Source organism: Streptomyces sp. PA03-6a (assembly GCF_033792765.1).
Taxonomy (GTDB): Bacteria; Actinomycetota; Actinomycetes; order Streptomycetales; family Streptomycetaceae; genus Actinacidiphila.
This window is the reverse complement of record NZ_JARAVK010000122.1, coordinates 1-20,855: the sequence shown is the minus strand read 5'-3', so window position 1 is coordinate 20,855 and position 20,855 is coordinate 1. Positions and strand designations below refer to the sequence as shown.

General features: G+C 72.3%; 20 protein-coding genes. 9 read left to right on the top strand and 11 right to left on the bottom strand.

The genetic code is table 11. From position 1 onward, the window contains the following. Positions 1–264: 264 nt before the first annotated feature. Positions 265–615, top strand: coding sequence for a WhiB family transcriptional regulator (locus tag PV350_RS26565; RefSeq protein WP_499604943.1), 351 nt, complete (start codon positions 265–267; stop codon positions 613–615). Here PV350_RS26565 and bagB read toward each other — a convergent pair. Next, the gene (gene bagB / locus PV350_RS26560) at positions 597–2,030 is read right to left on the bottom strand and encodes an ATPase BagB (protein ID WP_500336475.1); all 1,434 of its coding nucleotides are present in this window, start codon (positions 2,028–2,030) and stop codon (positions 597–599) included. The two genes, PV350_RS26565 and bagB, sit on opposite strands and share 19 nt — an antisense overlap. After that, positions 2,027–3,007, bottom strand: a complete 981-nt coding sequence (gene bagA, locus PV350_RS26555; RefSeq protein WP_499513051.1) for a P-loop NTPase family protein — start codon at positions 3,005–3,007, stop codon at positions 2,027–2,029. Before bagA ends, bagB begins: the two co-directional genes overlap by 4 nt. A 71-nt stretch (positions 3,008–3,078) precedes the next feature. Between bagA and sp36 the strand changes: the two genes are divergently transcribed. The 4 genes from sp36 to PV350_RS26535 all read left to right on the top strand — a co-directional run bounded on the left by sp36 (position 3,079) and on the right by PV350_RS26535 (position 5,506). Continuing rightward, a complete protein-coding gene (gene sp36 / locus PV350_RS26550; RefSeq protein ID WP_450400653.1) occupies positions 3,079–3,240 on the top strand; it encodes a Sp36 family protein in 162 nt (53 codons plus the stop codon). Further along, the gene (locus PV350_RS26545; RefSeq protein ID WP_499513052.1) at positions 3,237–3,701 is read left to right on the top strand and encodes a RidA family protein; all 465 of its coding nucleotides are present in this window, start codon (positions 3,237–3,239) and stop codon (positions 3,699–3,701) included. The genes sp36 and PV350_RS26545 overlap by 4 nt, the downstream gene beginning before the upstream one ends. A gap of 111 nt (positions 3,702–3,812) precedes the next feature. Then, on the top strand, positions 3,813–4,685 hold the full coding sequence (locus tag PV350_RS26540) for an NUDIX hydrolase (protein WP_500336473.1): 873 nt from the start codon (positions 3,813–3,815) through the stop codon (positions 4,683–4,685). Then, positions 4,682–5,506, top strand: coding sequence for an MBL fold metallo-hydrolase (locus PV350_RS26535; RefSeq protein ID WP_500336471.1), 825 nt, complete (start codon positions 4,682–4,684; stop codon positions 5,504–5,506). The genes PV350_RS26540 and PV350_RS26535 overlap by 4 nt, the downstream gene beginning before the upstream one ends. Before the next feature lie 115 nt (positions 5,507–5,621). Here the strand turns inward: PV350_RS26535 and PV350_RS26530 are convergent, their stop codons facing one another. Next, positions 5,622–6,296: a Crp/Fnr family transcriptional regulator gene (locus PV350_RS26530; protein ID WP_431950174.1), complete on the bottom strand. Its 675-nt coding sequence runs from the start codon at positions 6,294–6,296 to the stop codon at positions 5,622–5,624. 255 nt (positions 6,297–6,551) lie between these two features. On the opposite strand from PV350_RS26530, the gene nth reads away from it, so the two are divergent. The 3 genes from nth to PV350_RS26515 are packed head-to-tail and all read left to right on the top strand — an operon-like array spanning position 6,552 to position 9,275. Beyond that, positions 6,552–7,373, top strand: coding sequence for an endonuclease III (nth, locus tag PV350_RS26525; RefSeq protein ID WP_500336470.1), 822 nt, complete (start codon positions 6,552–6,554; stop codon positions 7,371–7,373). Continuing rightward, on the top strand, positions 7,370–8,050 hold the full coding sequence (locus PV350_RS26520; protein WP_499513056.1) for an NUDIX hydrolase: 681 nt from the start codon (positions 7,370–7,372) through the stop codon (positions 8,048–8,050). The genes nth and PV350_RS26520 overlap by 4 nt, the downstream gene beginning before the upstream one ends. A 22-nt stretch (positions 8,051–8,072) precedes the next feature. Further along, complete coding sequence (locus PV350_RS26515; RefSeq protein WP_500336468.1) at positions 8,073–9,275, top strand: MarP family serine protease; 1,203 nt, start codon at positions 8,073–8,075, stop codon at positions 9,273–9,275. A gap of 41 nt (positions 9,276–9,316) precedes the next feature. On the opposite strand, the gene PV350_RS26510 is transcribed toward PV350_RS26515, so the two are convergent. The 7 genes from PV350_RS26510 to PV350_RS26480 form a co-directional block, all read right to left on the bottom strand. Further along, on the bottom strand, positions 9,317–9,499 hold the full coding sequence (locus PV350_RS26510) for a hypothetical protein (RefSeq protein ID WP_500336466.1): 183 nt from the start codon (positions 9,497–9,499) through the stop codon (positions 9,317–9,319). Between the two features lie 94 nt (positions 9,500–9,593). Then, on the bottom strand, positions 9,594–10,517 hold the full coding sequence (locus tag PV350_RS26505) for an alpha/beta fold hydrolase (RefSeq protein ID WP_499513059.1): 924 nt from the start codon (positions 10,515–10,517) through the stop codon (positions 9,594–9,596). A gap of 12 nt (positions 10,518–10,529) precedes the next feature. After that, a complete protein-coding gene (locus PV350_RS26500) occupies positions 10,530–11,012 on the bottom strand; it encodes a phage holin family protein (protein ID WP_499513060.1) in 483 nt (160 codons plus the stop codon). A gap of 52 nt (positions 11,013–11,064) precedes the next feature. Beyond that, a complete protein-coding gene (gene nhaA / locus PV350_RS26495; protein WP_499513061.1) occupies positions 11,065–12,504 on the bottom strand; it encodes a Na+/H+ antiporter NhaA in 1,440 nt (479 codons plus the stop codon). A gap of 207 nt (positions 12,505–12,711) precedes the next feature. Next, on the bottom strand, positions 12,712–14,715 hold the full coding sequence (acs, locus tag PV350_RS26490; protein ID WP_500336464.1) for an acetate--CoA ligase: 2,004 nt from the start codon (positions 14,713–14,715) through the stop codon (positions 12,712–12,714). Between the two features lie 149 nt (positions 14,716–14,864). Continuing rightward, the gene (locus PV350_RS26485; protein ID WP_500336462.1) at positions 14,865–17,159 is read right to left on the bottom strand and encodes a SulP family inorganic anion transporter; all 2,295 of its coding nucleotides are present in this window, start codon (positions 17,157–17,159) and stop codon (positions 14,865–14,867) included. A gap of 197 nt (positions 17,160–17,356) precedes the next feature. Next, entirely contained in the window at positions 17,357–18,337 is a 981-nt protein-coding gene (locus tag PV350_RS26480) for an ATP-binding protein (RefSeq protein ID WP_500336460.1), read from the bottom strand. Positions 18,338–18,516: 179 nt separating this feature from the next. Between PV350_RS26480 and PV350_RS26475 the strand changes: the two genes are divergently transcribed. Beyond that, entirely contained in the window at positions 18,517–19,347 is an 831-nt protein-coding gene (locus tag PV350_RS26475) for a Fic family protein (protein ID WP_500336458.1), read from the top strand. Positions 19,348–19,725: 378 nt separating this feature from the next. Here the strand turns inward: PV350_RS26475 and PV350_RS26470 are convergent, their stop codons facing one another. Further along, positions 19,726–20,556, bottom strand: coding sequence for an HAD family hydrolase (locus PV350_RS26470; protein ID WP_499513066.1), 831 nt, complete (start codon positions 20,554–20,556; stop codon positions 19,726–19,728). Positions 20,557–20,855 lie beyond the last annotated feature (299 nt).

Sequence of the window (20,855 nt, the reverse complement as noted above, 5' to 3'; positions counted from 1 at the left end):
TCCTGTCATATGCCAGCCATATGACCTGGATCTCAGGCCCCAGAAGTGGCGAGCTGACCGTTTTGCGGCAATTCGCCCGTTCTGCCGTCGGCTCACTCCGTCGGGTGATCTGCCGCGTACCCATAGTCCGTTCGGGCCATTCAAGATTGGGCCTGAAAGGGCTGTTGCGCCGTGCCCACCTTCCGTAACGTCCTCAACTGGCAACGGTGAATATGCCGCTTGCCGCCGTGGGGGAGCCTCGATTCGGGAGAGGACGGCGCCAGCATGAGCAGCTGGGTTACGGACTGGAGTACGCAGGCCGCGTGCCGCACGACGGATCCGGATGAACTTTTCGTCCAGGGAGCGGCCCAGAACAGGGCCAAGGCGGTGTGCACCGGCTGCCCGGTGCGTACCGAGTGCCTGGCCGACGCTCTGGACAACCGTGTGGAATTCGGCGTCTGGGGCGGGATGACCGAGCGGGAGCGCAGGGCGCTGCTGCGCCGGCGTCCCACGGTCACCTCGTGGCGCAGGCTCCTGGAGACGGCGCGCACGGAGTACGAGCGCAGCACGGGTGTGCTCCCGCTCGACGACGAGGGCTACGACGGGGACTACGACGACTACGCCGCCGTCGGCTGACCCTGCGCGAGACGTTCGCCGATCGCGCGCAGGCCCTCGAGGTCGTGCACGTCGCCGGGCAGGGCCGCGACGTCCACCATGGGCACGTCCGGGTGCACCGAGACGAAACGCTCACGGGTGCGCCGCTCGCGCGCGACCAGCTGCATCCGTTCGGCGTGCAGGCGCAGCAGGCCGGCGGTGAGGAGGTCGGCGTCCAGCGGGTCCGTGGTCCGGCCCGCGGCGGGGTCCTGCGCGGGCACGGAAACGGTCGGGGAGCCCGTGGGCGATTCGGGAGAGCTGGTGTCCGCACTGTCCGTACTGGGGGTCCCTTCGCCGCCGTCGGCCGTACGGAGTCCAGCTTTCCCGCCGGGCTGATCCACAATGCCGACGCTTTGAAGATTTTCTGCGGATTCGTCAAACTCCCCGGTCAGCCGGGGAGTTGACGGATATCCGTCGACAGGGCCGGCGTCGGAGACCTCGGTGGCGTCAGCGGCATCCAGGTCGTCCAGCGCCTCCGCCGCCGCCAGCGCCCGCTCCGCCGTGAGCTGCGCCGCCCCGCTGCCGTGCACACGGTTCAGCACCAGCCCGGCGAGCGGCATGTTCTCCGCCGCCAGCCGCTCCACGAAGTACGAGGCCTCGCGCAGCGCGTCCCGCTCCGGCGCGGCCACCACCAGGAACGCCGTCCCGTTCGCCTGGAGCAGCTTGTACGTGGCGTCCGCCCGGGAGCGGAAGCCGCCGAACATCGAGTCCATCGCCGCCACGAAGGTCTGCACGTCGCGCAGCAGGTGCGCGCCCATGACCTTGCTGAGCGTGCCGGTCATCATCGACATCCCGACGTTGAGGAACTTCACGCCGGCCCGCCCGCCGACCTTCGCGGGGGCCATCAGCAGCCGGATGAAACGCCCGTCCAGGAAGGACCCCAGCCGCTTGGGGGCGTCCAGGAAGTCCAGCGCCGACCGGCTCGGCGGGGTGTCGACGATGATCAGGTCCCACGCGTCGAGCGCGCGCAGCTGGCCCAGCTTCTCCATGGCCATGTACTCCTGCGTGCCGGCGAAGCCCGCGGAGAGCGACTGGTAGAAGGGGTTGTCCAGGATCGCCCGGGCCCGCTCCTGGTCCGTGTGCTGGAGCACGACCTCGTCGAAGGTCCGCTTCATGTCGAGCATCATCGCGTGCAGCTCACCGCCCGCGGACTCGTCGATCCCGGCCACCTTGCGCGGGGTGTTGTCGAGTTCCGTGAGGCCCATGGACTGCGCCAGCCGACGTGCAGGGTCGATGGTCAGCACGACGGCCTTGCGGCCGCGCTCGGCGGCACGGACGCCCAGGGCCGCGGCCGTGGTGGTCTTGCCGACCCCGCCCGAGCCGCAGCAGACGACGATCCGGGTCCTCGGATCGTCGATCAGCGGGTCGATGTCCAATACCGGACTCTCCAGGCTCATGCGACCCCCAGCCCCTGCTTCCGCAGATTTTCAGCCAATCTGTACAACCCGCCGAGATCGACCCCGTCGCCCATCAGCTCCAGCTCGTACGCGGGCAGCCCCAGCGCGGCCAGTTCCTCGCGCTGGGCCCGCTCCAGGGCCACGCGCTCCGCGTGCTCGTGCGCCTGCGCCAGCAGCGGGTCGACGAGCCGCTCCGCGAGGCCGCCGCGCCGCGCGCCGCCCAGCCCGGCCTGGGAGAGCGCCTTGGCGATCGCCGTGCGCTGCCCGTCGCGCGCCGAGGCCACGGCCGCGCCGTCCATCACCACCGGGCGCACCATGTTGATGACCACGGCCCCGGTCGGCAGCCCCGCCTCCCGCAGCTCGGCCACGCCGTCCACGGTCTCCTGGACCGGCATCTCCTCCAGGAGGGTGACCAGGTGCACCGCGGTCTCCGGGGACTTCATCACCCGCATCACGGCCTGCGCCTGATTGTGTATCGGGCCGAACCGGGCCAGCCCGGCGACCTCGTCGTTGACGTTGAGGAAGCGCGTGATCCGCCCGGTCGGCGGCGCGTCCAGCACCACCGCGTCGTACGACCGCCAGCCCGCCCGGTCCTTGCGGCGCACGGCCTCGCAGACCTTGCCGGTCAGCAGGACGTCGCGCAGTCCCGGCGCCACTGTGGTGGCGAAGTCGATCGCGCCCAGCTTCTTCAGGGCCCGGCCGGCCCGGCCGAGCTTGTAGAACATGTCGAGGTAGTCCAGCAGCGCCTGTTCGGCGTCGATGGCCAGGGCGTACACCTCGCCACCGCCGGGGGCCACGGCGATCTTGCGCTCCTCGTAGGGGAGTGCCTCGGTCTCGAAGAGCTGCGCGATGCCCTGCCGCCCCTCCACCTCCGTCAGCAGTGTCCGTCGGCCCTCGGCGGCGAGGGCGAGTGCCAGCGCAGCGGCGACCGTCGTCTTGCCGGTACCGCCCTTGCCCGTCACGATGTGGAGCCTCACACCTGCGAGCCTAACCAGTCGAGGGCGGGGCTACTCGGGGGCGGGGCTGTGCCAGGCATTACAGTCCCCTCATGACGAAGTGGGAATACGCGACCGTGCCGCTGCTGGTGCACGCGACGAAGCAGATCCTGGACACCTGGGGCGAGGACGGCTGGGAGCTCGTCCAGGTCGTGCCGGGCCCGAACAACCCCGAGCAGCTGGTGGCGTACTTCAAGCGGGAGAAGAACGCGTGAGCGCGGTCGAGCAGCGGCTGGCGGAACTGGGGCTGGAGCTCCCCGCGGTGGCCGCCCCGCTCGCCGCGTACGTCCCGGCCGTCCGGTCCGGCGCGTACGTCCACACCTCGGGCCAGCTGCCGCTCGTCGAGGGCAAGCTGACCTGCACCGGCAAGGTCGGTGCCGAGGTCACCGCGGACGAGGCCAAGCAACTCGCCCGCACCTGCGCGCTCAACGCCCTGGCCGCGGTCCGCTCCGTCGTGGGTGACCTCGACCGCGTCAAGCGCGTCGTGAAGGTCGTCGGCTTCGTCGCCTCCGCCCCCGACTTCACCGGGCAGCCGGCCGTCGTCAACGGCGCGAGCGAGCTGCTCGGCGAGGTCCTCGGCGAGAAGGGCGTGCACGCCCGCAGCGCCGTCGGCGTGGCCGTCCTGCCGCTCGACGCACCGGTCGAGGTCGAGATCCAGGTCGAGGTCGAGGACTGACGTCCCGGACCCCTCCGGCGGCGCCGTGCCCCGGCCACCGGAGGGGTGCCCCGGGCCCGCCCGGCCCGGGCCCTATCGAACATCCCCGCGCAAGCGCATAGCATCCGCCACATGACCACCACGAACGGCCAGTGGTTCCCGGCGAGCTGGCCCGAGCGCATCCGCGCCCTCACCGCGGGCACCCTGGAGCCCGTCGTGCCGCGCCGTGCGGCGACCGTCCTGCTGCTGCGGGACGGCGACGGCGGCCCCGCCGTGCACATGCTGCGGCGCCGGGCCTCGATGGCCTTCGCCGCGGGCGCGTACGCCTATCCCGGTGGCGGTGTGGACCCGCGCGACGAGCGTCCGGTGGCCTGGGCGGGGCCCCCGCCGCCGACCTGGGCCGCCCGGCTGGGCGAGGGCCTGGACCCCGCCGCCGCGCAGGCCATCGTGTGCGCGGCCGTGCGCGAGACCTTCGAGGAGTCCGGCGTGCTGCTGGCCGGGCCCGACGAGGGGTCCGTCGTCGCGGACACCACCGGCGAGGACTGGGAGGCCGACCGGCGCGCCCTGGTCTCGCGGGAGCTGTCCTTCGCCGACTTCCTCGCCCGCCGTTCCCTGGTGCTCCGCTCCGACCTGCTCGGCCCGTGGGCCCGCTGGATCACCCCGGAGTTCGAGGAGCGCCGGTACGACACGTGGTTCTTCGTGACCGCGCTCCCGCCCGGCCAGCGCACCCGCGACGTGTCGGGCGAGGCGGACCGCACGGTGTGGCTGCGGCCCGCCGAGGCCGTGGACGGCTACGACCGCGGCGAGATGACCATGCTGCCGCCGACGATCGCGACGCTGCGGGAGCTGCTGCCGTACGACTCGGCGTCAGCGGCCCTGGCGGGCGCCGCGGACGGGCGCGACCTCACCCCGGTGCTGGCGCGGGCCACGCTGGTGGGCGAGGAGATCGTGCTGACCTGGCCCGGCCACGAGGAATTCACCAAGCGCATGGGAGCCGCCGAATGACCTCGGCCCTTCAGCCCGGCAAGCCCCGCGCGGAGGTCGGGGGCCGGGCGACCGCCCGCGCGGTGTGCGTGCTCGCGCCCAACCCCTCGCCCATGACGCTGGACGGCACGAACACCTGGCTCGTCTCCGAGCCGGACTCCGAGCTCGCCGTCGTCATCGACCCGGGGCCGCTCGACGAGGGCCACCTGAACAACGTGGTCTCCACCGCGCACTCCCTCGGCAAGCGGATCGCCCTCACCCTGCTCACCCACGGCCACCCCGACCACGCCGAGGGCGCGGGCCGCTTCGCCGAGCTGACGGGGACGGCGGTGCGCGCCCTGGACCCGGCGCTGCGCCTGGGCGAGGAGGGCCTGTCCGCGGGCGACGTCGTCACCACCGGCGGCCTGGAACTGCGCGTCGTCCCCACCCCCGGGCACACCGCGGACTCGCTCTCCTTCCACCTGCCCGCCGACCGGGCCGTGCTCACCGGCGACACCGTCCTCGGCCGTGGCACCACGGTCGTCGCCCACCCCGACGGGCGGCTGGGTGACTACCTGGACTCCCTGCGCCGGCTGCAGGCGCTCACGATGCACGACGGCGTCGCCACCGTCCTGCCCGGCCACGGCCCGGTCCTCGCCGACGCCCGTGGCGCGGTCGAGTTCTACCTCGCCCACCGCGCCCACCGCCTCGCCCAGGTCGAGACGGCCGTCGAGCGGGGCCTCGCGACCCCCTCCGAGGTCGTCGCCCACGTCTACGCGGACGTCGACCGGGCCTTGTGGCCGGCCGCCGAGCTGTCGGTGCGGGCGCAGCTGGACTACCTGCTGGAGCACGGGCTGATCTGACGTCCGGTGTGGCCGTCCGGCGCCCCCACGCCCCGCGGCCGCTGAAGGCCGCTGAAGGAGACGCAAGAAGGGGCGCCCACCTCCGGGTGGGCGCCCCTTCATCCGCGTACGGGCGTCAGCGCGAGCGCTTCGCCAGCCGCTCGACGTCCAGCAGGATGACCGCCCGCGCCTCCAGGCGCAGCCAGCCGCGGCCCGCGAAGTCGGCGAGGGCCTTGTTGACGGTCTCGCGGGAGGCGCCCACCAGCTGGGCGAGTTCCTCCTGCGTGAGGTCGTGGACGACGTGGATGCCCTCCTCGGACTGCACGCCGAAGCGGCGCGACAGGTCCAGCAGCGCCTTGGCGACGCGGCCGGGGACGTCGGAGAAGACCAGGTCGGACATGACGTCGTTGGTGCGGCGCAGGCGCCGGGCGACGGCGCGCAGCAGCGCGGTGGAGACCTCGGGCCGGGCGTTGAGCCACGGCTGCAGGTCGCCGTGGCCGAGGCCGAGCAGCTTGACCTCGGTCAGCGCGGTGGCGGTGGCGGTGCGCGGGCCGGGGTCGAAGAGCGACAGCTCACCGATCAGCTCGCCGGGGCCGACGACGGCGAGCATGTTCTCGCGGCCGTCGGGGGAGGTGCGGTGCAGCTTCACCTTGCCCTCGGTGACGACGTACAGCCGGTCCCCGGGTTCCCCCTCGTGGAACAGCGAGTCGCCACGCGCGAGCGTGACCTCCGTCATGGAGGCGCGCAGTTCAGCGGCCTGCTCATCGTCGAGCGCCGCGAAAAGCGGTGCGCGCCGCAGAACGTCGTCCACGAGCTCTCTCCTTGTCGACATCGCTGGGTCGGTCCCCATCATGCCCGACAGCAAAAACAGTGCGATCAATCACAAGTCTGTCTTATGTGCTCGTGTGATTGTGCTCCGGGGGTCCGTTTGGGGGCCGGATCGCGGCTCTCCAGGGCGATTGTCGGTGGTGAGGCTTAGGCTGGCCGGGTGTCCGATACGCCAAGTGCGCAGAAGAAACGGCAGGGTGGCGGGGCCAGGAGGGTGACCGCCGCCGCGGATTCCGCTGTGAGCGAACAGCCCGCCCGGGCGACGCCCGGCGGCCGCGCGCGGGCGTCCGGCAAGCCCGAGTCGCGGCTCGCCATGGTCCGCAGGGCCCGGCGGATCAACCGCGAGCTCGCCGAGGTGTACCCGTACGCCCACCCCGAGCTCGACTTCGAGAACCCCTTCCAGTTGCTCGTCGCCACGGTGCTCTCGGCCCAGACGACCGACCTGAGGGTCAACCAGACCACCCCCGCGCTGTTCGCGAAGTACCCGGCGCCGGAGGACCTGGCGGCCGCCGACCCGGAGGAGCTGGAGCAGATCCTCCGTCCCACCGGCTTCTTCCGCGCCAAGGCGCGGGCGCTGCTCGGCCTGTCGGCGGCGCTCCGTGACACCTTCGGCGGCGAGGTGCCCGGCCGGCTGGAGGACCTGGTCACGCTGCCCGGCGTGGGCCGCAAGACGGCCAACGTGGTGCTCGGCAACGCCTTCGGCGTCCCCGGCCTCACCGTGGACACCCACTTCCAGCGGCTGGTCCACCGTTTCGGCTGGACCGATGCGAAGGAGCCGGAGAAGATCGAGCAGGACGTCATGGCGATCTTCCCGAAGAGCGAGTGGACGATGCTCTCGCACCGGCTGATCTTCCACGGCCGCCGCATCTGCCACGCCCGCCGCCCCGCCTGCGGCGTCTGCCCGATCGCGCCGCTGTGCCCGTCGTACGGCGAGGGCGAGACGGATCCGGAGAAGGCGAAGAAGCTGCTGAAGTACGAGATGGGCGGTGGCCCGGGGCAGCGGCTCAAGCCGCCGCCGGGATTCCCGGGCACGGCGGCGCCGCCGCTGGAGGTGGAGTGACGCAGGCACGACCCGACATCGAGTCCGTCACGGTCGACCGCGAGGGGCTGCCGTCCTGGCTCGGCCCGGTGGTCCGCGCGGTCGACGGCGTACGGCCCGAGCAGCTCAGCCGCTTCCTGCCGCCGCCGAGCGGCGGCCGTCCCTCCGCCGTCCTCATCCTCCTCGGCGCGGGGGCCGAGGGGCCCGAGCTGCTCCTGATGGAGCGGGCGGCCTCGCTGCGCTCGCACGCGGGACAGCCCTCCTTCCCGGGCGGCGCGCTCGACCCGGAGGACGGCGACCCGGAGGGCGAGGGGCCGTTGCGGGCCGCGCTGCGCGAGGCCTGGGAGGAGACCGGCCTCGACCCGTCGGGGGTGCAGGTCTTCGGGGTGCTCCCGCGGCTCTACATCCCGGTGAGCGACTTCGTCGTGACGCCGGTCCTCGGCTGGTGGCGTACGCCGTCGCCGGTGGGAGCGGTCGACCTGGCCGAGACCGCACGGGTGTTCACCGTCCCCGTGGCGGATCTCACCGATCCCGCCAACCGGGCCATGGTGACGCATCCCAGCGGCTTCCAGGGGCCCGCGTTCCTGGTGCGGGACGCCCTGGTGTGGGGTTTCACCGCGGGCCTGATCGACCGGATCCTCCACCACGCGGGCTGGGAACGACCCTGGGATCGTGCAAAGACGGTCCCGCTGGGTTGATCCTCCATGAGACGGTGTCCGGGTGAATGTGCTGGACATCGTGCTGCTGCTGGCCGCCGTGTGGTTCGCGATCGTGGGCTACCGCCAGGGATTCATCGTCGGCGTGATGTCGGTGGTCGGGTTCCTCGGCGGTGGTCTCGTCGCGGTCTACGTGCTGCCCGCGATCTGGAACGCGGTCACCGACAACGCGCAGCCCGGCACGGTGGCGGTCGTCGCCGCGGTGGTCCTGATCATCGTGTGCGCGTCGGTGGGCCAGGCCTTCACCACGCACCTCGGCAACAAGGTCCGTACGCACGTCAGCTGGTCACCGGCGCGGGCGATCGACGCCATTGGCGGCGCCCTGGTGAACGTCCTGGCGATGCTGCTGGTCGCCTGGCTCATCGGCTCCGCGCTCGCCACCACGACCACGCTGCCCAGCCTCGGTCGTGAGGTCCGCTCCTCCCGGGTGCTGCTGGGGGTGGCGCAGGTCGTGCCGCGCGAGGCCAACAACTGGTTCGCCGACTTCAGTTCGGTGCTCGCGCAGAACGGACTGCCGCAGGTCTTCTCGCCGTTCGGCAACGAGCCGATCACCGCCGTCCCCGCCCCCGACCCGGCGCTCGCCGACAGCGCGGTCGTCGGCCGCGCGCGGCGCAGCATCGTCAAGGTCGTCGGCACCGCACCGAGCTGCGGCAAGGTGCTGGAGGGCACCGGCTTCGTCTTCGCGCCGCACCGGGTGATGACCAACGCCCACGTCGTCGGCGGCGTCGACAACCCGACCGTGCAGATCGGCGGCGAGGGCCGGGTGTACGACGGCAAGGTCGTGCTCTACGACTGGCAGCGCGACATCGCCGTCATCGACGTACCGTCCCTGGACGCGCCCGCGTTGTCCTTCAGCACCACCGACGCCGGGTCACGGGGCGACGCCATCGTCGCCGGCTTCCCGGAGAACGGCGGCTTCGACGTGCGTGCCGCCCGGGTACGCGGCCGCATCCCCGCCTCGGGCCCGGACATCTACCACCGGGGCACCGTCGAGCGCGACGTCTACTCGCTGTACACGCTCGTCCGCCAGGGCAACTCCGGCGGACCGCTGCTCACCCCCGAGGGGCGGGTCTACGGCGTGGTGTTCGCCAAGTCCCTCGACGACGCGGACACCGGCTACGCCCTGACGGCGGACGAGGTCCAGCCGGACGTCCAGGCCGGGCGTACGGCGAACCGGCAGGTCGACACCCAGGGCTGTGCCCTGTAGGGCCTCCGGGGGAGCGGGCCGGTCGGCGAGGGGCCGGGCGGTCAGTCGCTGCGGGTATGCCTCAGCCGGGCGCCCACCCAGCGGGCGCGGCGCCTGAGGATGTGGGGAATGCCGAGGCGGGAGCCTCCGGACCGATGGTCCGGGGCCTGCGTCCCGGTGGTGACCCGCGCTCCGTTGGCGCGGCGGTCGCGTGACACGTAACGGTAGTCGTGCGTCCAGCCCATACCGAGCTGTCTGCCCGGGGTCCATGGTCGGTAACCGCCTGGCGCTCCATCAGTTGGCCTATGCGCCCGGCATTTGGCCGATCGTCATACTGGATTAACGGTCCGGTTCCGGGTCCTTGAGCCAGTTGACCAGCTCGGCCGAGAACACCGCCGGATCCTCCTCGTGGGGGAAGTGCCCCAGCCCTTCGAAGAGCCGCCAGCGGTACGGCGCCTCGACGTACTCCCCGCTGCCCGCGGCGTGCCGGGAGCGCATCGCCGGGTCGAGCGAGCCGTGCAGGTGCAGCGTGGGCACCCGCACCGGACGCTTCATGCGGCGGTTGAACTGGAAGCCGTCCACCCGGGCCAGCGAGCGCACCATCCAGCGGTAGGGCTCTATCGAGCAGTGCGCCGTCGACGGGATGAGCATCGCCCGGCGGTAGGCGTCGACCGTCCCGTCCTCCGGCAGCCGGGGCCCCGACCAGTCCCGCAGCAGCCGTCCCACCAGCGCCGCGTCGTCCGCGACCAGCTGCCGCTCCGGGACGAACGGGCGCTGGAACCCCCACACGTAGCCGCCGGCCGCGCTGTGCCGCAGGTCCGTCAGCATCGCCGAGCGCCAGCGCCGCGGGTGCGGCATGGAGCACACCGCGAGTCGCCGGACGAGCTTGGGCCGCATCGCGGCCGCCGTCCAGGCCAGGTATCCGCCGAGGTCGTGCCCGACCAGCGCGGCGTCCGGCTCGCCGAGCGAGCGGATCACGCCGGTGACGTCGAGCGCCAGGTTCGCGGGGTCGTAGCCGCGCGGTGTGCGGTCGCTGCCGCCCACCCCGCGCAGGTCCATCGCGACCGCGCGGAAGCCCGCGTCGGCCAGCGCGGTCAGCTGGTGCCGCCAGGTCCACCAGAACTGCGGGAAACCGTGCAGCAGCAGCACCAGGGGGCCGTCGCCGAGCTCGGCGATGTGGAAGCGGGCACCGTTGGCGGCGACGTCCCGGTGGGTCCAGGGCCCGTCGATGCGCACCACCGGGGAACTATCAGCGACCGTCATGCCCCGAGCGTGTCACACCTTGGCCTCCACCGTGGCCCCCGTCGTGCCGGAGGGGGCGCTCCGGGGGTGCGGCTTGACGCCCTGCAGCACCGCCGCGGTCTCCTTCGCCGAGGCGATGCTGCGCTCCGGCTTCTTGATCTTCTTGAACTTCGAGCGGGCCATCAGGCCCAGCAGACCGGCCAGCACCAGGTACGCCGCACCGACGATGAGGAACGACCAGGCGAGGCCGAGCCCCAGGTTGTGGATGCCGTACGCCGCCGCGAAGCTGAGCACCGGCAGCGAGAAGAGGGCCAGGATGCCGGCGGCGCCCACCGCGCCGCCGCCGATGCCGGCGCGCTTCACGTCCTGCCGCAGCTCGGCCTTGGCCAGGGCGATCTCCTCGTGGACCAGTTCGGACAGGTCCGCCGTCGCCGAGGCGAAGAGATGGCCGAGGCTGCGGTTTCCGTTCGGGCTCACGGTCACCCCCACGTTCACGGGCTCGTCCGCTGGGCTCATCGAGTCCTCCGTCGTCGTCATGGTGCGTCAGTCGTCATACGGGGCATTCGGGTTACCCCCTGATCATGCCCGACTCATCCTCGCCGGTGTCCCCGGAGCGCGCCACTTCCGCCAGCCTGCGGTGCTCGGCGGCCTTCGCCTCGTGGATCGCGGCCATGCGCAGGTGGAACTCGGGGTCCGCCCACTCGTAGACGTCCGGCACGCCGTCCCGGTCCTCGTCGCGCTCCTCGTCCTCGCAGATGCGGCGGTACTTGTCGTTGCGGAGCTTGAGCAGCACCGCGGCGAGCACAGCCGAGGTGAACGAGCCGACCAGGACGGCCGCCTTGACCTCCTCGGTCAGCACCTGGTCGCCCTCGAAGGCCAGCTCGCCGATGAGCAGGGAGACCGTGAAGCCGATCCCGGCGAGCGTGGCGACGGCCAGGACGTCGGCCCAGGCCAGGTCGCGGTTGAGCTCCGCGCGGGTGAAGCGCGCCGCCAGCCATGTGCCGCCGAACACCCCGACCGCCTTGCCGACGACCAGTCCCAGCACCACGCCCAGCGTCTCGGGGCGGCCGAACACCTCCGCGAGCGTGCCGCCGGCGATCGGCACCCCGGCGGAGAAGAGCGCGAAGAGCGGCACCGCGATCCCGGCCGAGAGCGGCCGTACGAGGTGCTCGATCCGCTCTCCGGGGGACTGCTCCTCGCCCTCGCGCCGGTGGCAGCGCAGCATCAGGCCCATCGCGACGCCCGCGATCGTGGCGTGCACCCCGCTGGCGTGCATCAGCGCCCAGTTGACCAGGGCGAGCGGCACGTACACGTACCAGCCGTGCACCTCGCAGCGCAGCAGCACCCGGAACAGCACGAGCCCGGCGAGGGCCAGGGCCAGCGCGACGAGGTTGATGCCCGAGGTGAAGAAGACCGCGATGACCAGGATCGCGAAGAGGTCGTCGACGACCGCCAGCGTCAGCAGGAACGCGCGCAGTGCGGACGGCAGCGCGGTGCCGAGCACGGCCAGTACCGCCAGGGCGAACGCGATGTCGGTCGCCATCGGCACCGCCCAGCCCTGCAGGGAGCCGCCACCCGTGGCGTTGACCACCGCGTACACGGCCGCGGGCACGGCCATGCCGCAGATCGCGGCGACGACGGGGAGCGCCGCCGCCGACGGACGGCGCAGCTCGCCCGTGACCAGTTCCCGCTTGAGTTCGATGCCGGCGACGAAGAAGAAGACCGTCAGCAGCCCGTCCGCGGCCCAGTGCCCCACCGACAGGTCCAGGTGCAGCGCCCCGGGCCCGAAGCTGAAAGCGACGGTGGACCGGTACGAGGCGCTCAGTGGGGTGTTCGCCCAGACCAGCGCGACGACGGCGGCCAGGAGCAGGATCACGCCGCCCACGGTCTCCGTCCGCAGCGCGTCGGCGACGTACTTCCGTTCGGGGAGGGACATCCGGCCCAGGAAGACCGAACGGCGGCGGTTGGTCGCGGTCACGGGGGGTGGACCTCCGGTCGGGCTCGGCATGGCTGATCACCTTGCCGACCAGACTTCCCGGCACGCCCCGATCCACTGTCGCGTTTCTTACGCGCCCGGCAGCTTATCGGGTCGGCGCGGGAGCCTCCGGCGTTTTTCACATTACGGACAATCGCCGGGCGTCGCAGGGCCCGGCACCCCCGGGGAACGGCGAAGAGGCCCCCGCGGGGGCCTCTTCGGTGCGGTGACGGGGACCGGTCAGTCCTCGCTCGCGGCGCTCGGGAGCTTGGTCTGGATGAGGTCCATGACCGTGGAGTCCGTCAGGGTGGTCACGTCCCCCAGTTCCCGGTTCTCGGCGACGTCGCGCAGCAGACGGCGCATGATCTTGCCGGAACGGGTCTTCGGCAGCTCGGCCACCGTCAGGATCCGCTTCGGCTTGGCGATCGGGCCGAGCGTCTTGGCGACGTGGTCGCGCAGCGCGGCGATCAGTTCGTCGCCGTCCTCGGCCGCGGCGGTGCCGCGCAGGATCACGAAGGCGACGATGGCCTGGCCGGTGGTGGCGTCGGCGGCGCCGACCACGGCCGCCTCGGCGACCTTCGGGTGCGAGACGAGGGCCGACTCGACCTCGGTGGTGGAGATGTTGTGGCCCGAGACGAGCATGACGTCGTCCACCCGGCCGAGCAGCCAGATGTCGCCGTCCTCGTCCTTCTTGGCGCCGTCGCCGGCGAAGTAGCGGCCCTCGAAGCGGGACCAGTAGGTGTCGAGGTAGCGCTGGTCGTCGCCCCAGATGGTGCGGAGCATCGACGGCCACGGCTCGGTGAGGACGAGGTAGCCGCCGGAGCCGTTGGGCACCTCGTTGGCCTCGTCGTCCACGACGGTGGCGCAGATGCCGGGCAGCGCACGCTGCGCGGAGCCGGGCTTGGTCTCCGTCACGCCGGGCAGCGGGGAGATCATCATGGCGCCGGTCTCGGTCTGCCACCAGGTGTCCACGATCGGGCAGCGGCCGCCGCCGATGTGCTCGCGGTACCAGATCCACGCCTCGGGGTTGATCGGCTCGCCGACGCTGCCCAGGACGCGCAGCGAGGACAGGTCGAACTTGGCGGGGATGTCGTCGCCCCACTTCATGAAGGTGCGGATCGCCGTGGGGGCGGTGTAGAGGATGGTGACCCCGTACTTCTGGACGATCTCCCAGAAGCGGCCCTGGTGCGGGGTGTCCGGGGTGCCCTCGTACAGCACCTGGGTGGCGCCGTTGGCCAGCGGGCCGTAGACGATGTACGAGTGGCCGGTGACCCAGCCGACGTCGGCGGTGCACCAGTAGACGTCGGTCTCCGGCTTCAGGTCGAAGACCGCGTGGTGGGTGTAGGCGGCCTGCGTCAGGTAGCCGCCCGAGGTGTGCAGGATGCCCTTGGGCTTACCGGTGGTGCCGGAGGTGTAGAGGATGAAGAGCGGGTGCTCGGCCTCGAAGGCCTCCGGGGTGTGCTCCGCGGACTGCCGCTCGACGATCTCGTGCCACCACACGTCGCGGCCCTCGGTCCAGGCGACCTCCTGGCCGGTGCGGCGCACGACGAGCACCTTGCCCACGCCGGCGGAGCGCGCCACGGCGTCGTCCACGGCGGGCTTGAGCGCGGACGGCTTGCCGCGGCGGTAGCCGCCGTCGGCGGTGATGACCAGCTTCGCGTCTGCGTCGGCGATGCGGGCGGCCAGCGCGTCGGCCGAGAAGCCGCCGAAGACCACCGAGTGCGCGGCGCCGACGCGGGCGCAGGCCAGCATCGCCACGACGGTCTCGGGGATCATGGGCATGTAGATCGCGACCCGGTCGCCGGCCGTCACGCCCAGCTCGGTCAGGGCGTTCGCGGCACGGCTCACCTCGTCCTTGAGTTCGGCGTAGGTGATGGCCCGGCCGTCACCGGGCTCGCCCTCGAAATGGAGCGCCACCCGGTCGCCGTTGCCGGCCTCGACGTGCCGGTCGACGCAGTTGTAGGCGACGTTCAGGGTGCCGTCGGCGAACCACTTCGCGAACGGCGGGTTGGACCAGTCCAGGGTCTCGGTCGGCTCCTTCGCCCAGGTCAGCCGGCGGGCCTGCGCCGCCCAGAAGCCCAGTCGGTCGTCACCGGCCTGCTGGTAGGCCTCCGCGGTCACATTGGCACCGGCCGCCAGCTCAGCGGGCGGAGCGAACCGGCGCTCCTCCTTCAAAAGGTTGGCCAGGCTCTCGTTGCTCACGCCGTGCTCCTTCGCAGGGTGTCCTTTTGCGTCCCAGGCCATAGCTCACCAGCCGGAGGGGCGGGATGACAAGGGCTCGCGCCAAAAATTGGTTTAGACCTGTCAGGGTGGAGCACCCGCACACGGGTCCGGCCCGCCGGCAGGTGCGCGGCGGGCCGGGACGCGCGGGCCGCCCGGTGCGGGCGGGCCGCTCAGACGGTGTCGAGCACCTCCGGCCGTACGGCGGCGAACGTGCCGGTGCCGGTGTCGAGGACGTAGGCCTGGGCCTCGGCGACGTGGAAGTACATGCCGTGCAGCTGGAGCGATCCCTCGGCCACCCGGCGGGCGACGCAGGCATGGGCCATCAGGTGGTCCAGCTGCTGCACCACGTTGACGAGGCAGAGCCGTTCGAGGTCGTCGGCCACCGGGCGGTCGGCGAGGGCGACCTCGCCGCGTCCGGGCCGGCCGGTCCGCTCCATCCGGGCGAGGCTCGGGCGGCCGTGCCGGAGCCAGCGGGCCAGCGGGGTCTGCGCCCCCGGCTCGTGGCCCGCCCCGCCCAGCAGCGCCTGCATGGCGCCGCACCCTGAGTGCCCGCACACGGTGATGCTGCCGACCTCCAGCACCTCCACCGCGTACTCGATGGCGGCGCCCACCGAGTCGCAGGAGGCGTCGGCGCCGGGCGGCGGCATCAGGTTGCCCACGTTGCGCACGGTGAACAGGTCACCGGGCCCGCTCGAGGTGATCATGCTGGTGACCAGGCGGGAGTCGGCGCAGGTGAGGAAGAGCTGGGTGGGCCGCTGCCCCTCGCGGGCGAGCCGCGCCAGCTCGTCCCTGACCAGTGGTGCCGTGTTGCGCTGGAAGGCGCTGAGCCCGCCCACCAGCTGCCCGGCGGCACCCGCCTCCGTACCCGGTTTGGTGCAGTGGTGGTTGCGCCACGGCGTCCAGGGGCGGCAGGCGTGCGCGCTCGACGGGACCGTGATCGGCGTGCCCGACCGGCCCGTGAGGGTCGCCCAGCCGCCCCGCGCCCGGTGACCCTCGCACCAGTGCTGCAGCGACTCGTACGCCGCGTGGTCCATGAAGGAGCCGTCCAGGGTGATCACGGCGCTGGCACCGTCCGGCACCTCCGCCAGGGCCCGGGTCAGCCGGGGCACCGCGAGGAAGGTCAACTGCCCGCGTACGTGCACCTGGTGGACGCCGGACTCCTCCGCCACCGTGATCCGGGTGTGCGTCAGCCGGCGCAGCGACAGGAAGACGGCCACGGCGATGCCGGCCAGGACCCCCTCCAGCACGCCGAGCAGCAGCACCGCGCCGAGCGTCGCCGCGTAGACCGGGAACTCCCGGTGCCGGTGCACGTGCCTGATGTGCGCGAAGCTGAGCATCTTCAGCCCGACCACCATGACCAGGGCGGCGAGGGCGGCGAGCGGGATGTGCTCCAGCAGCCCCGCCAGCAGCCCGGCGCACAGCAGCACCCACACCCCGTGCAGCGCCGTGGCCCGGCGCGTCCGCGCGCCCGCGGCCACGTTCGCCGAGCCGCGGATCGCGCCGCCGGCCACCGGCAGCCCGCCGAGCAGGCCCGAGACGACGTTGGACGCGCCCTGCCCGAGCAGCTCCCGGTTGAGGCGGGCCGGGACGGTGTCCCCGGGCGCCCCGCGTCCGGAGCGCAGCTTGTCGATCGCCACCGCCGACAGCAGCGACTCCATGCTCGCGACCAGGGTGACGGTCAGGACGGCGGCGGCGATGCCGAGCACCGGCCCGTGCGGCAGCCCGGGGAGGGCCACCGTGTGCCAGGCGGGCAGGTCGACCCGCGGCACCACGATGGGCACGCCGACGGCGGTCGCTGCCGCGATGGCGGCGAGCGGTGCGGGGACCGTGCGCAGCGCCTTGCCGGCCCGCCCGGGCAGGCGCGGCCAGCCGACCAGCACGGTCACCGTCACCGCCGCGATCAGCAGCGCACCCGGATGCGGGGACGACAACTGCTGCGGCAGGGCGGCCAGGTTGGTGAGCGCCGAGCTGTCCGGGCGTGCGCCGAGCACGACATGGAGCTGGGCGAGCGCGATGGCGGCGCCGATGCCCGCCAGCATGCCGTGCACGATCGCCGGGCTGACGGCGAGTGCCGCCCGGGCCACCCGCAGGGCGCCCAGGACGAGTTGGGCGAGCCCGGCCAGCACCGTGATGGCGCACGTGGTGCGCCAGCCGTAGCGCTGGACGAGCTCGGCGGTGACCACCACCAGGCTGGTGGCGGCTCCGCTGACCTGGAGCGGCGCACCGCCCATCAGTCCCGCGACGATGCCGCCGACCGCGGCGGCGATCAGCCCCGACTGCAGCGGGGCGCCGGTGGCCAGGGCGATGCCCAGCGACAGCGGGACGGCGATCAGGAAGACGGTGATCGAGGCCGACAGATCGTGCCGCCAGGCGGCGGTCCCGTCGTCGGCGCGGGGCGGTGGCGGTGGCAGGTCCTGCGGCGGTACCTGCGACTGCTGCGTCTGTGGTTCTGGCGTGGGCTGCATGTTCCCGTCTCCTCCGGGGCGGCGCGGCTGCGTCCGGCTGGTGCGCGTACGCGGTCGTGGTCACGGCTGGTGCGGCGGGTGCTCTCGGCCTTGAAAGTCACGGAATGTGATTGCTTGATTACTCTCAAGAGTCGGTAAATGGAGAGTAATGCAGACAAAGGGTCCGTGGATGAGGATTCGCCCGAACGGGCGAACGATTACCCGGTGAGGGTGAACCGTTCGCCCAGGACGAAGCCCGGATCGACCTGGGAGGCGAGGTCCGCGCCGGTCCGCGCGTTGCCCCAGCTCTCCGCGTTCTTGAGGTGGAAGTGGACCATCTGGCGGGTGTAGCGCTCCCAGTCCCGCCGCTCGTACGCGGCGTCCGCGGCGTCGTGCATCGACCGCAGCGCGGCGCGGTTGGACTCCTCCAGTTCCCCGAAGCGTGGCGGGCGGCCCTTCTCCATGGCGCGGACCCAGTCCGAGTGTCGGGCGGTGACCAGCAGGTCGTCCCCCACATGCGAGCGCAGGAAGTCCACGTCGTCCGGGCCCTGCACCTTGTTGCCGACGACGTGCAGGGCGACCCCGAAGTCCCGGGCGTACTCCTTGTACTGGCGGTAGACCGCCACGCCCTTCCGGGTCGGCTCGGCGACCAGGAAGGTCATGTCGAAGCGGGTGAACATGCCGGAGGCGAAGCAGTCGCTGCCGGCCGTCATGTCGACGACGACGTACTCGCCGCGGCCGTCGACCAGATGGTTGAGGAACAGCTCCACCGCCCCGACCTTCGAGTGGTAGCAGGCCACCCCCAGGTCGGACTCGGCGAAGGGGCCGGTGACCATCAGCCGCGCCTCGCCGCCGTCGAGGGCGACGGGCCGGGCGCAGGCGGCGTAGACCGGGTTGTCCTCGCCGATCCGCAGCAGGCGCGAGCCCTCGCCGGGCGGTGTGGTCTTGATCATCGTCTCCGCGGACGCGATCCGCGGGTTGGCGCCGCGCAGGTACTCCTTGATCTCCGGGAGGTGGGCGCCCATCGCCGGAAGGGCGGCGGCCTCCTCCTCGTCGAGGCCGAGCGCCGGGCCGAGGTGCTGGTTGATGTCGGCGTCGACGGCGACGACGGGGACGCGGGCGGCGGCCAGGTGGCGGATGAAGAGGGAGGACAGCGTGGTCTTGCCGCTGCCGCCCTTTCCGACGAAAGCGATCTTCATGTTCGTTAAGCGTAGTGACGGCGCACGTCTCCTGCGGTTTTTGCCGCGGGAGTTCACCCGTCGGTGGAGATCCGGGTCCCGTCCGGCCCCTCCGTCCGGCACGGCGAGGGGGTGCCGGCCCGCGTGACGATGCCCACTCGCCCACCGGGGCGCCGCCGGGGGTGCGTAGGGTCGTGGCTATGGGTACGACAGCTGATCCGCTCGCCGTCCTCGGTTCGCTCCCCGGTGTCGCCGAGTCGGTGGACTCCGTACGGAAGGCCGTGGACCAGGTCTACGGCCACCGGGTGATGCGCCGCCGCTCCGACGAGGTGTCCTCGGAGGCGGCGCTGCGCGGCGCCCGCGGTTCCGCGGCGCTCGCCGGTGCCGACTGGGCGCTGGAAGAGGTGCGCAGGCGCAGCGACTTCTCCTCCGACGACGAGTCGCGCGCGGTGGGCGCCGCGCTGCGGCTCACCGCCGAGTCCGGCCAGTTGCTCTCCGTCTGGCGGCAGTCGCCGCTGCAGGCGCTGGCGAGGCTGCACCTGGTCGCGGCCGGCGGCACCTCACCGGACGAGACGGTCGGCCGGCCGCGGCAGACCGGCGAGAAGGTCGAGGAGCCGCTGCTGGACGTCGCCGAGTTCCCGCTGCCCGAACCCGCGGAGGTCGTCGCACGGCTCGACGGACTCGCCGACCTGCTGCTGTCCGGCAGCGAGGCGCCGGCGCTGGTCGTCGCCGCAGTCGTGCACGGCGAGCTGCTGTGCCTGCGGCCGTTCGGCTCGTACAACGGCATCGTGGCGCGGGCCGCGCAGCGCGTCGTCCTCGTCGGGAGCGGTCTGGACCCCAAGTCCATCTGCCCGGCCGAGGTCGGGCACGCCGAACTCGGGCGCGCGGAGTACCTGAAGGCGCTGCGGGGCTACGTCTCCGGCACGCCCGCGGGCATGGCGGCCTGGATCTCGCACTGCGGGAAGGCCGTGGGCCTGGGCGTACGGGAGAGCGTGGCGGTCTGCGAGGCCCTGCAGCGCGGCGCCGCGTAGGGACTGCCCGGGGCGCGGGCCACGAGGTCCACGCGTACAAGGTCACGCGCACAAGGTTGCGGCGGCACCGCGGAGGTGCCGCCGCTGGCATGACCGTTGGATTACCAGGCGTGCACGATATTTGCCCATCAGGTCGGGAGCTTTGCCCGTCACCTGGTGCGGCCGACCCGGTCAGCGGGTCTGCGTCGCGTGGGTTCCCAGCTGTCATGCTCGGTCCGTGGGGCCTGATTCGACGGGGTTCCTCGCGGAAGTCCGTGGTCACGCGGGCCGTACAACCTTTCTACTGCACCTTCGGGAGAACTGGAACCCCTCGCCGCAGTTCTTTGCATACGGGGTCTGATCAGCAGGATCTCCCCGAAGGGCGCGCACAGGTGCGTATCAGGACAGGACGGGCCTGCGCCGACGGGCCGCGTACCAGACGAGTCCCGCCGTGGCGGCGGCCGCGCCGACCGCGGCCAGCGCCAGCACGGGCCCCGAGGGCATCGTCAGCGCGGGCACGCGCTGGTGCAGGCGGACGGGACGGCTGAAAGTGAGCACCGGCCATTCGCGTGACGCCGCCTCCCGGCGCAGCCCGCGGTCGGGGTTGACCGCGTACGGGTGGCCGACCGACTCAAGCATCGGGACGTCGGTCACCGAATCGCTGTAGGCGAAGGAGCGCTTGAGGTCGTAGCCCTCGACGGCGGCGAGCTCGGTGATGGCCCGTGCCTTGGCCGGCCCGTAGACGTAGTGCTCGATCCGGCCGGTGTAGCAGCCGTCCTGGACCGCCATCCGGGTGGCGATGACGTGGTCGGCGCCGAGCATCCCGCCGATGGGCTCCACGACCTCGGCGCCCGAGGCGCTGACGATGACGACGTCGCGGCCGGCCAGGTGGTGCTCCTCGATGAGGGAGGCGGCCTCGTCGTAGATGATCGGGTCGATGAGGTCGTGGAGGGTCTCGGCCACGATCTCCCGCACCTGCTGCACATTCCAGCCACGGCACATGTCGGAGAGGTACTTTCGCATCCCCTCCATCTGGTCGTGGTCGGCGCCGCCGAGCAGATACACGAACTGGGCGTACGCGGTCCGCAGCACGGCGCGGCGGTTGATGAGGCCGCCTTGGTAGAACGGCCTGCTGAACGCCAAGGTGCTCGACTTGGCGATCACCGTCTTGTCGAGATCGAAGAACGCGGCGGTGCGCGGCGGCAGGTGGTTTTCCACGAGGATGAGCATAGGGACCCACCATTCGGCGTAAGCTCCTGCGCGTGGGTTTGCCTGAGAAGGCCTTCGGGTACACCATGGAAGTCACGGATCGTTCGCGACCGTGCTAACCCGGTCTGGCTCCTCCCCCCCCGAGTCCGACTACGGGGGGGAGGGGCCAGACCGGTGTAGAACGGACGCGAAAGGTTCCTGACGTCCATAGTATACCCGAGGGTCTACCTAGGCAAGCCCACGCGCAGGGGCTTACGCAGAATGGTGACTCCCCATCCTCATCCTCGTGGAAGACCACCTACCGCCGCACCCCGCCGCCG

Excerpts from the sequence above, each read along its gene's own strand:
- PV350_RS26565 (WP_499604943.1), top strand. The coding sequence starts at position 265 with ATGAGCAGCTGGGTTACGGACTGGAGTACGCAGGCCGCGTGCCGCACG.
- bagB (WP_500336475.1), bottom strand. The coding sequence starts at position 2,030 with ATGAGCCTGGAGAGTCCGGTATTGGACATCGACCCGCTGATCGACGAT.
- sp36 (WP_450400653.1), top strand. The coding sequence starts at position 3,079 with ATGACGAAGTGGGAATACGCGACCGTGCCGCTGCTGGTGCACGCGACG.
- PV350_RS26540 (WP_500336473.1), top strand. The coding sequence starts at position 3,813 with ATGACCACCACGAACGGCCAGTGGTTCCCGGCGAGCTGGCCCGAGCGC.
- PV350_RS26535 (WP_500336471.1), top strand. The coding sequence starts at position 4,682 with ATGACCTCGGCCCTTCAGCCCGGCAAGCCCCGCGCGGAGGTCGGGGGC.
- PV350_RS26510 (WP_500336466.1), bottom strand. The coding sequence starts at position 9,499 with ATGGGCTGGACGCACGACTACCGTTACGTGTCACGCGACCGCCGCGCC.
- PV350_RS26505 (WP_499513059.1), bottom strand. The coding sequence starts at position 10,517 with ATGACGGTCGCTGATAGTTCCCCGGTGGTGCGCATCGACGGGCCCTGG.
- PV350_RS26500 (WP_499513060.1), bottom strand. The coding sequence starts at position 11,012 with ATGAGCCCAGCGGACGAGCCCGTGAACGTGGGGGTGACCGTGAGCCCG.
- nhaA (WP_499513061.1), bottom strand. The coding sequence starts at position 12,504 with ATGCCGAGCCCGACCGGAGGTCCACCCCCCGTGACCGCGACCAACCGC.
- acs (WP_500336464.1), bottom strand. The coding sequence starts at position 14,715 with ATGGCCTGGGACGCAAAAGGACACCCTGCGAAGGAGCACGGCGTGAGC.
- PV350_RS26485 (WP_500336462.1), bottom strand. The coding sequence starts at position 17,159 with ATGCAGCCCACGCCAGAACCACAGACGCAGCAGTCGCAGGTACCGCCG.
- PV350_RS26480 (WP_500336460.1), bottom strand. The coding sequence starts at position 18,337 with ATGAAGATCGCTTTCGTCGGAAAGGGCGGCAGCGGCAAGACCACGCTG.
- PV350_RS26475 (WP_500336458.1), top strand. The coding sequence starts at position 18,517 with ATGGGTACGACAGCTGATCCGCTCGCCGTCCTCGGTTCGCTCCCCGGT.
- PV350_RS26470 (WP_499513066.1), bottom strand. The coding sequence starts at position 20,556 with ATGCTCATCCTCGTGGAAAACCACCTGCCGCCGCGCACCGCCGCGTTC.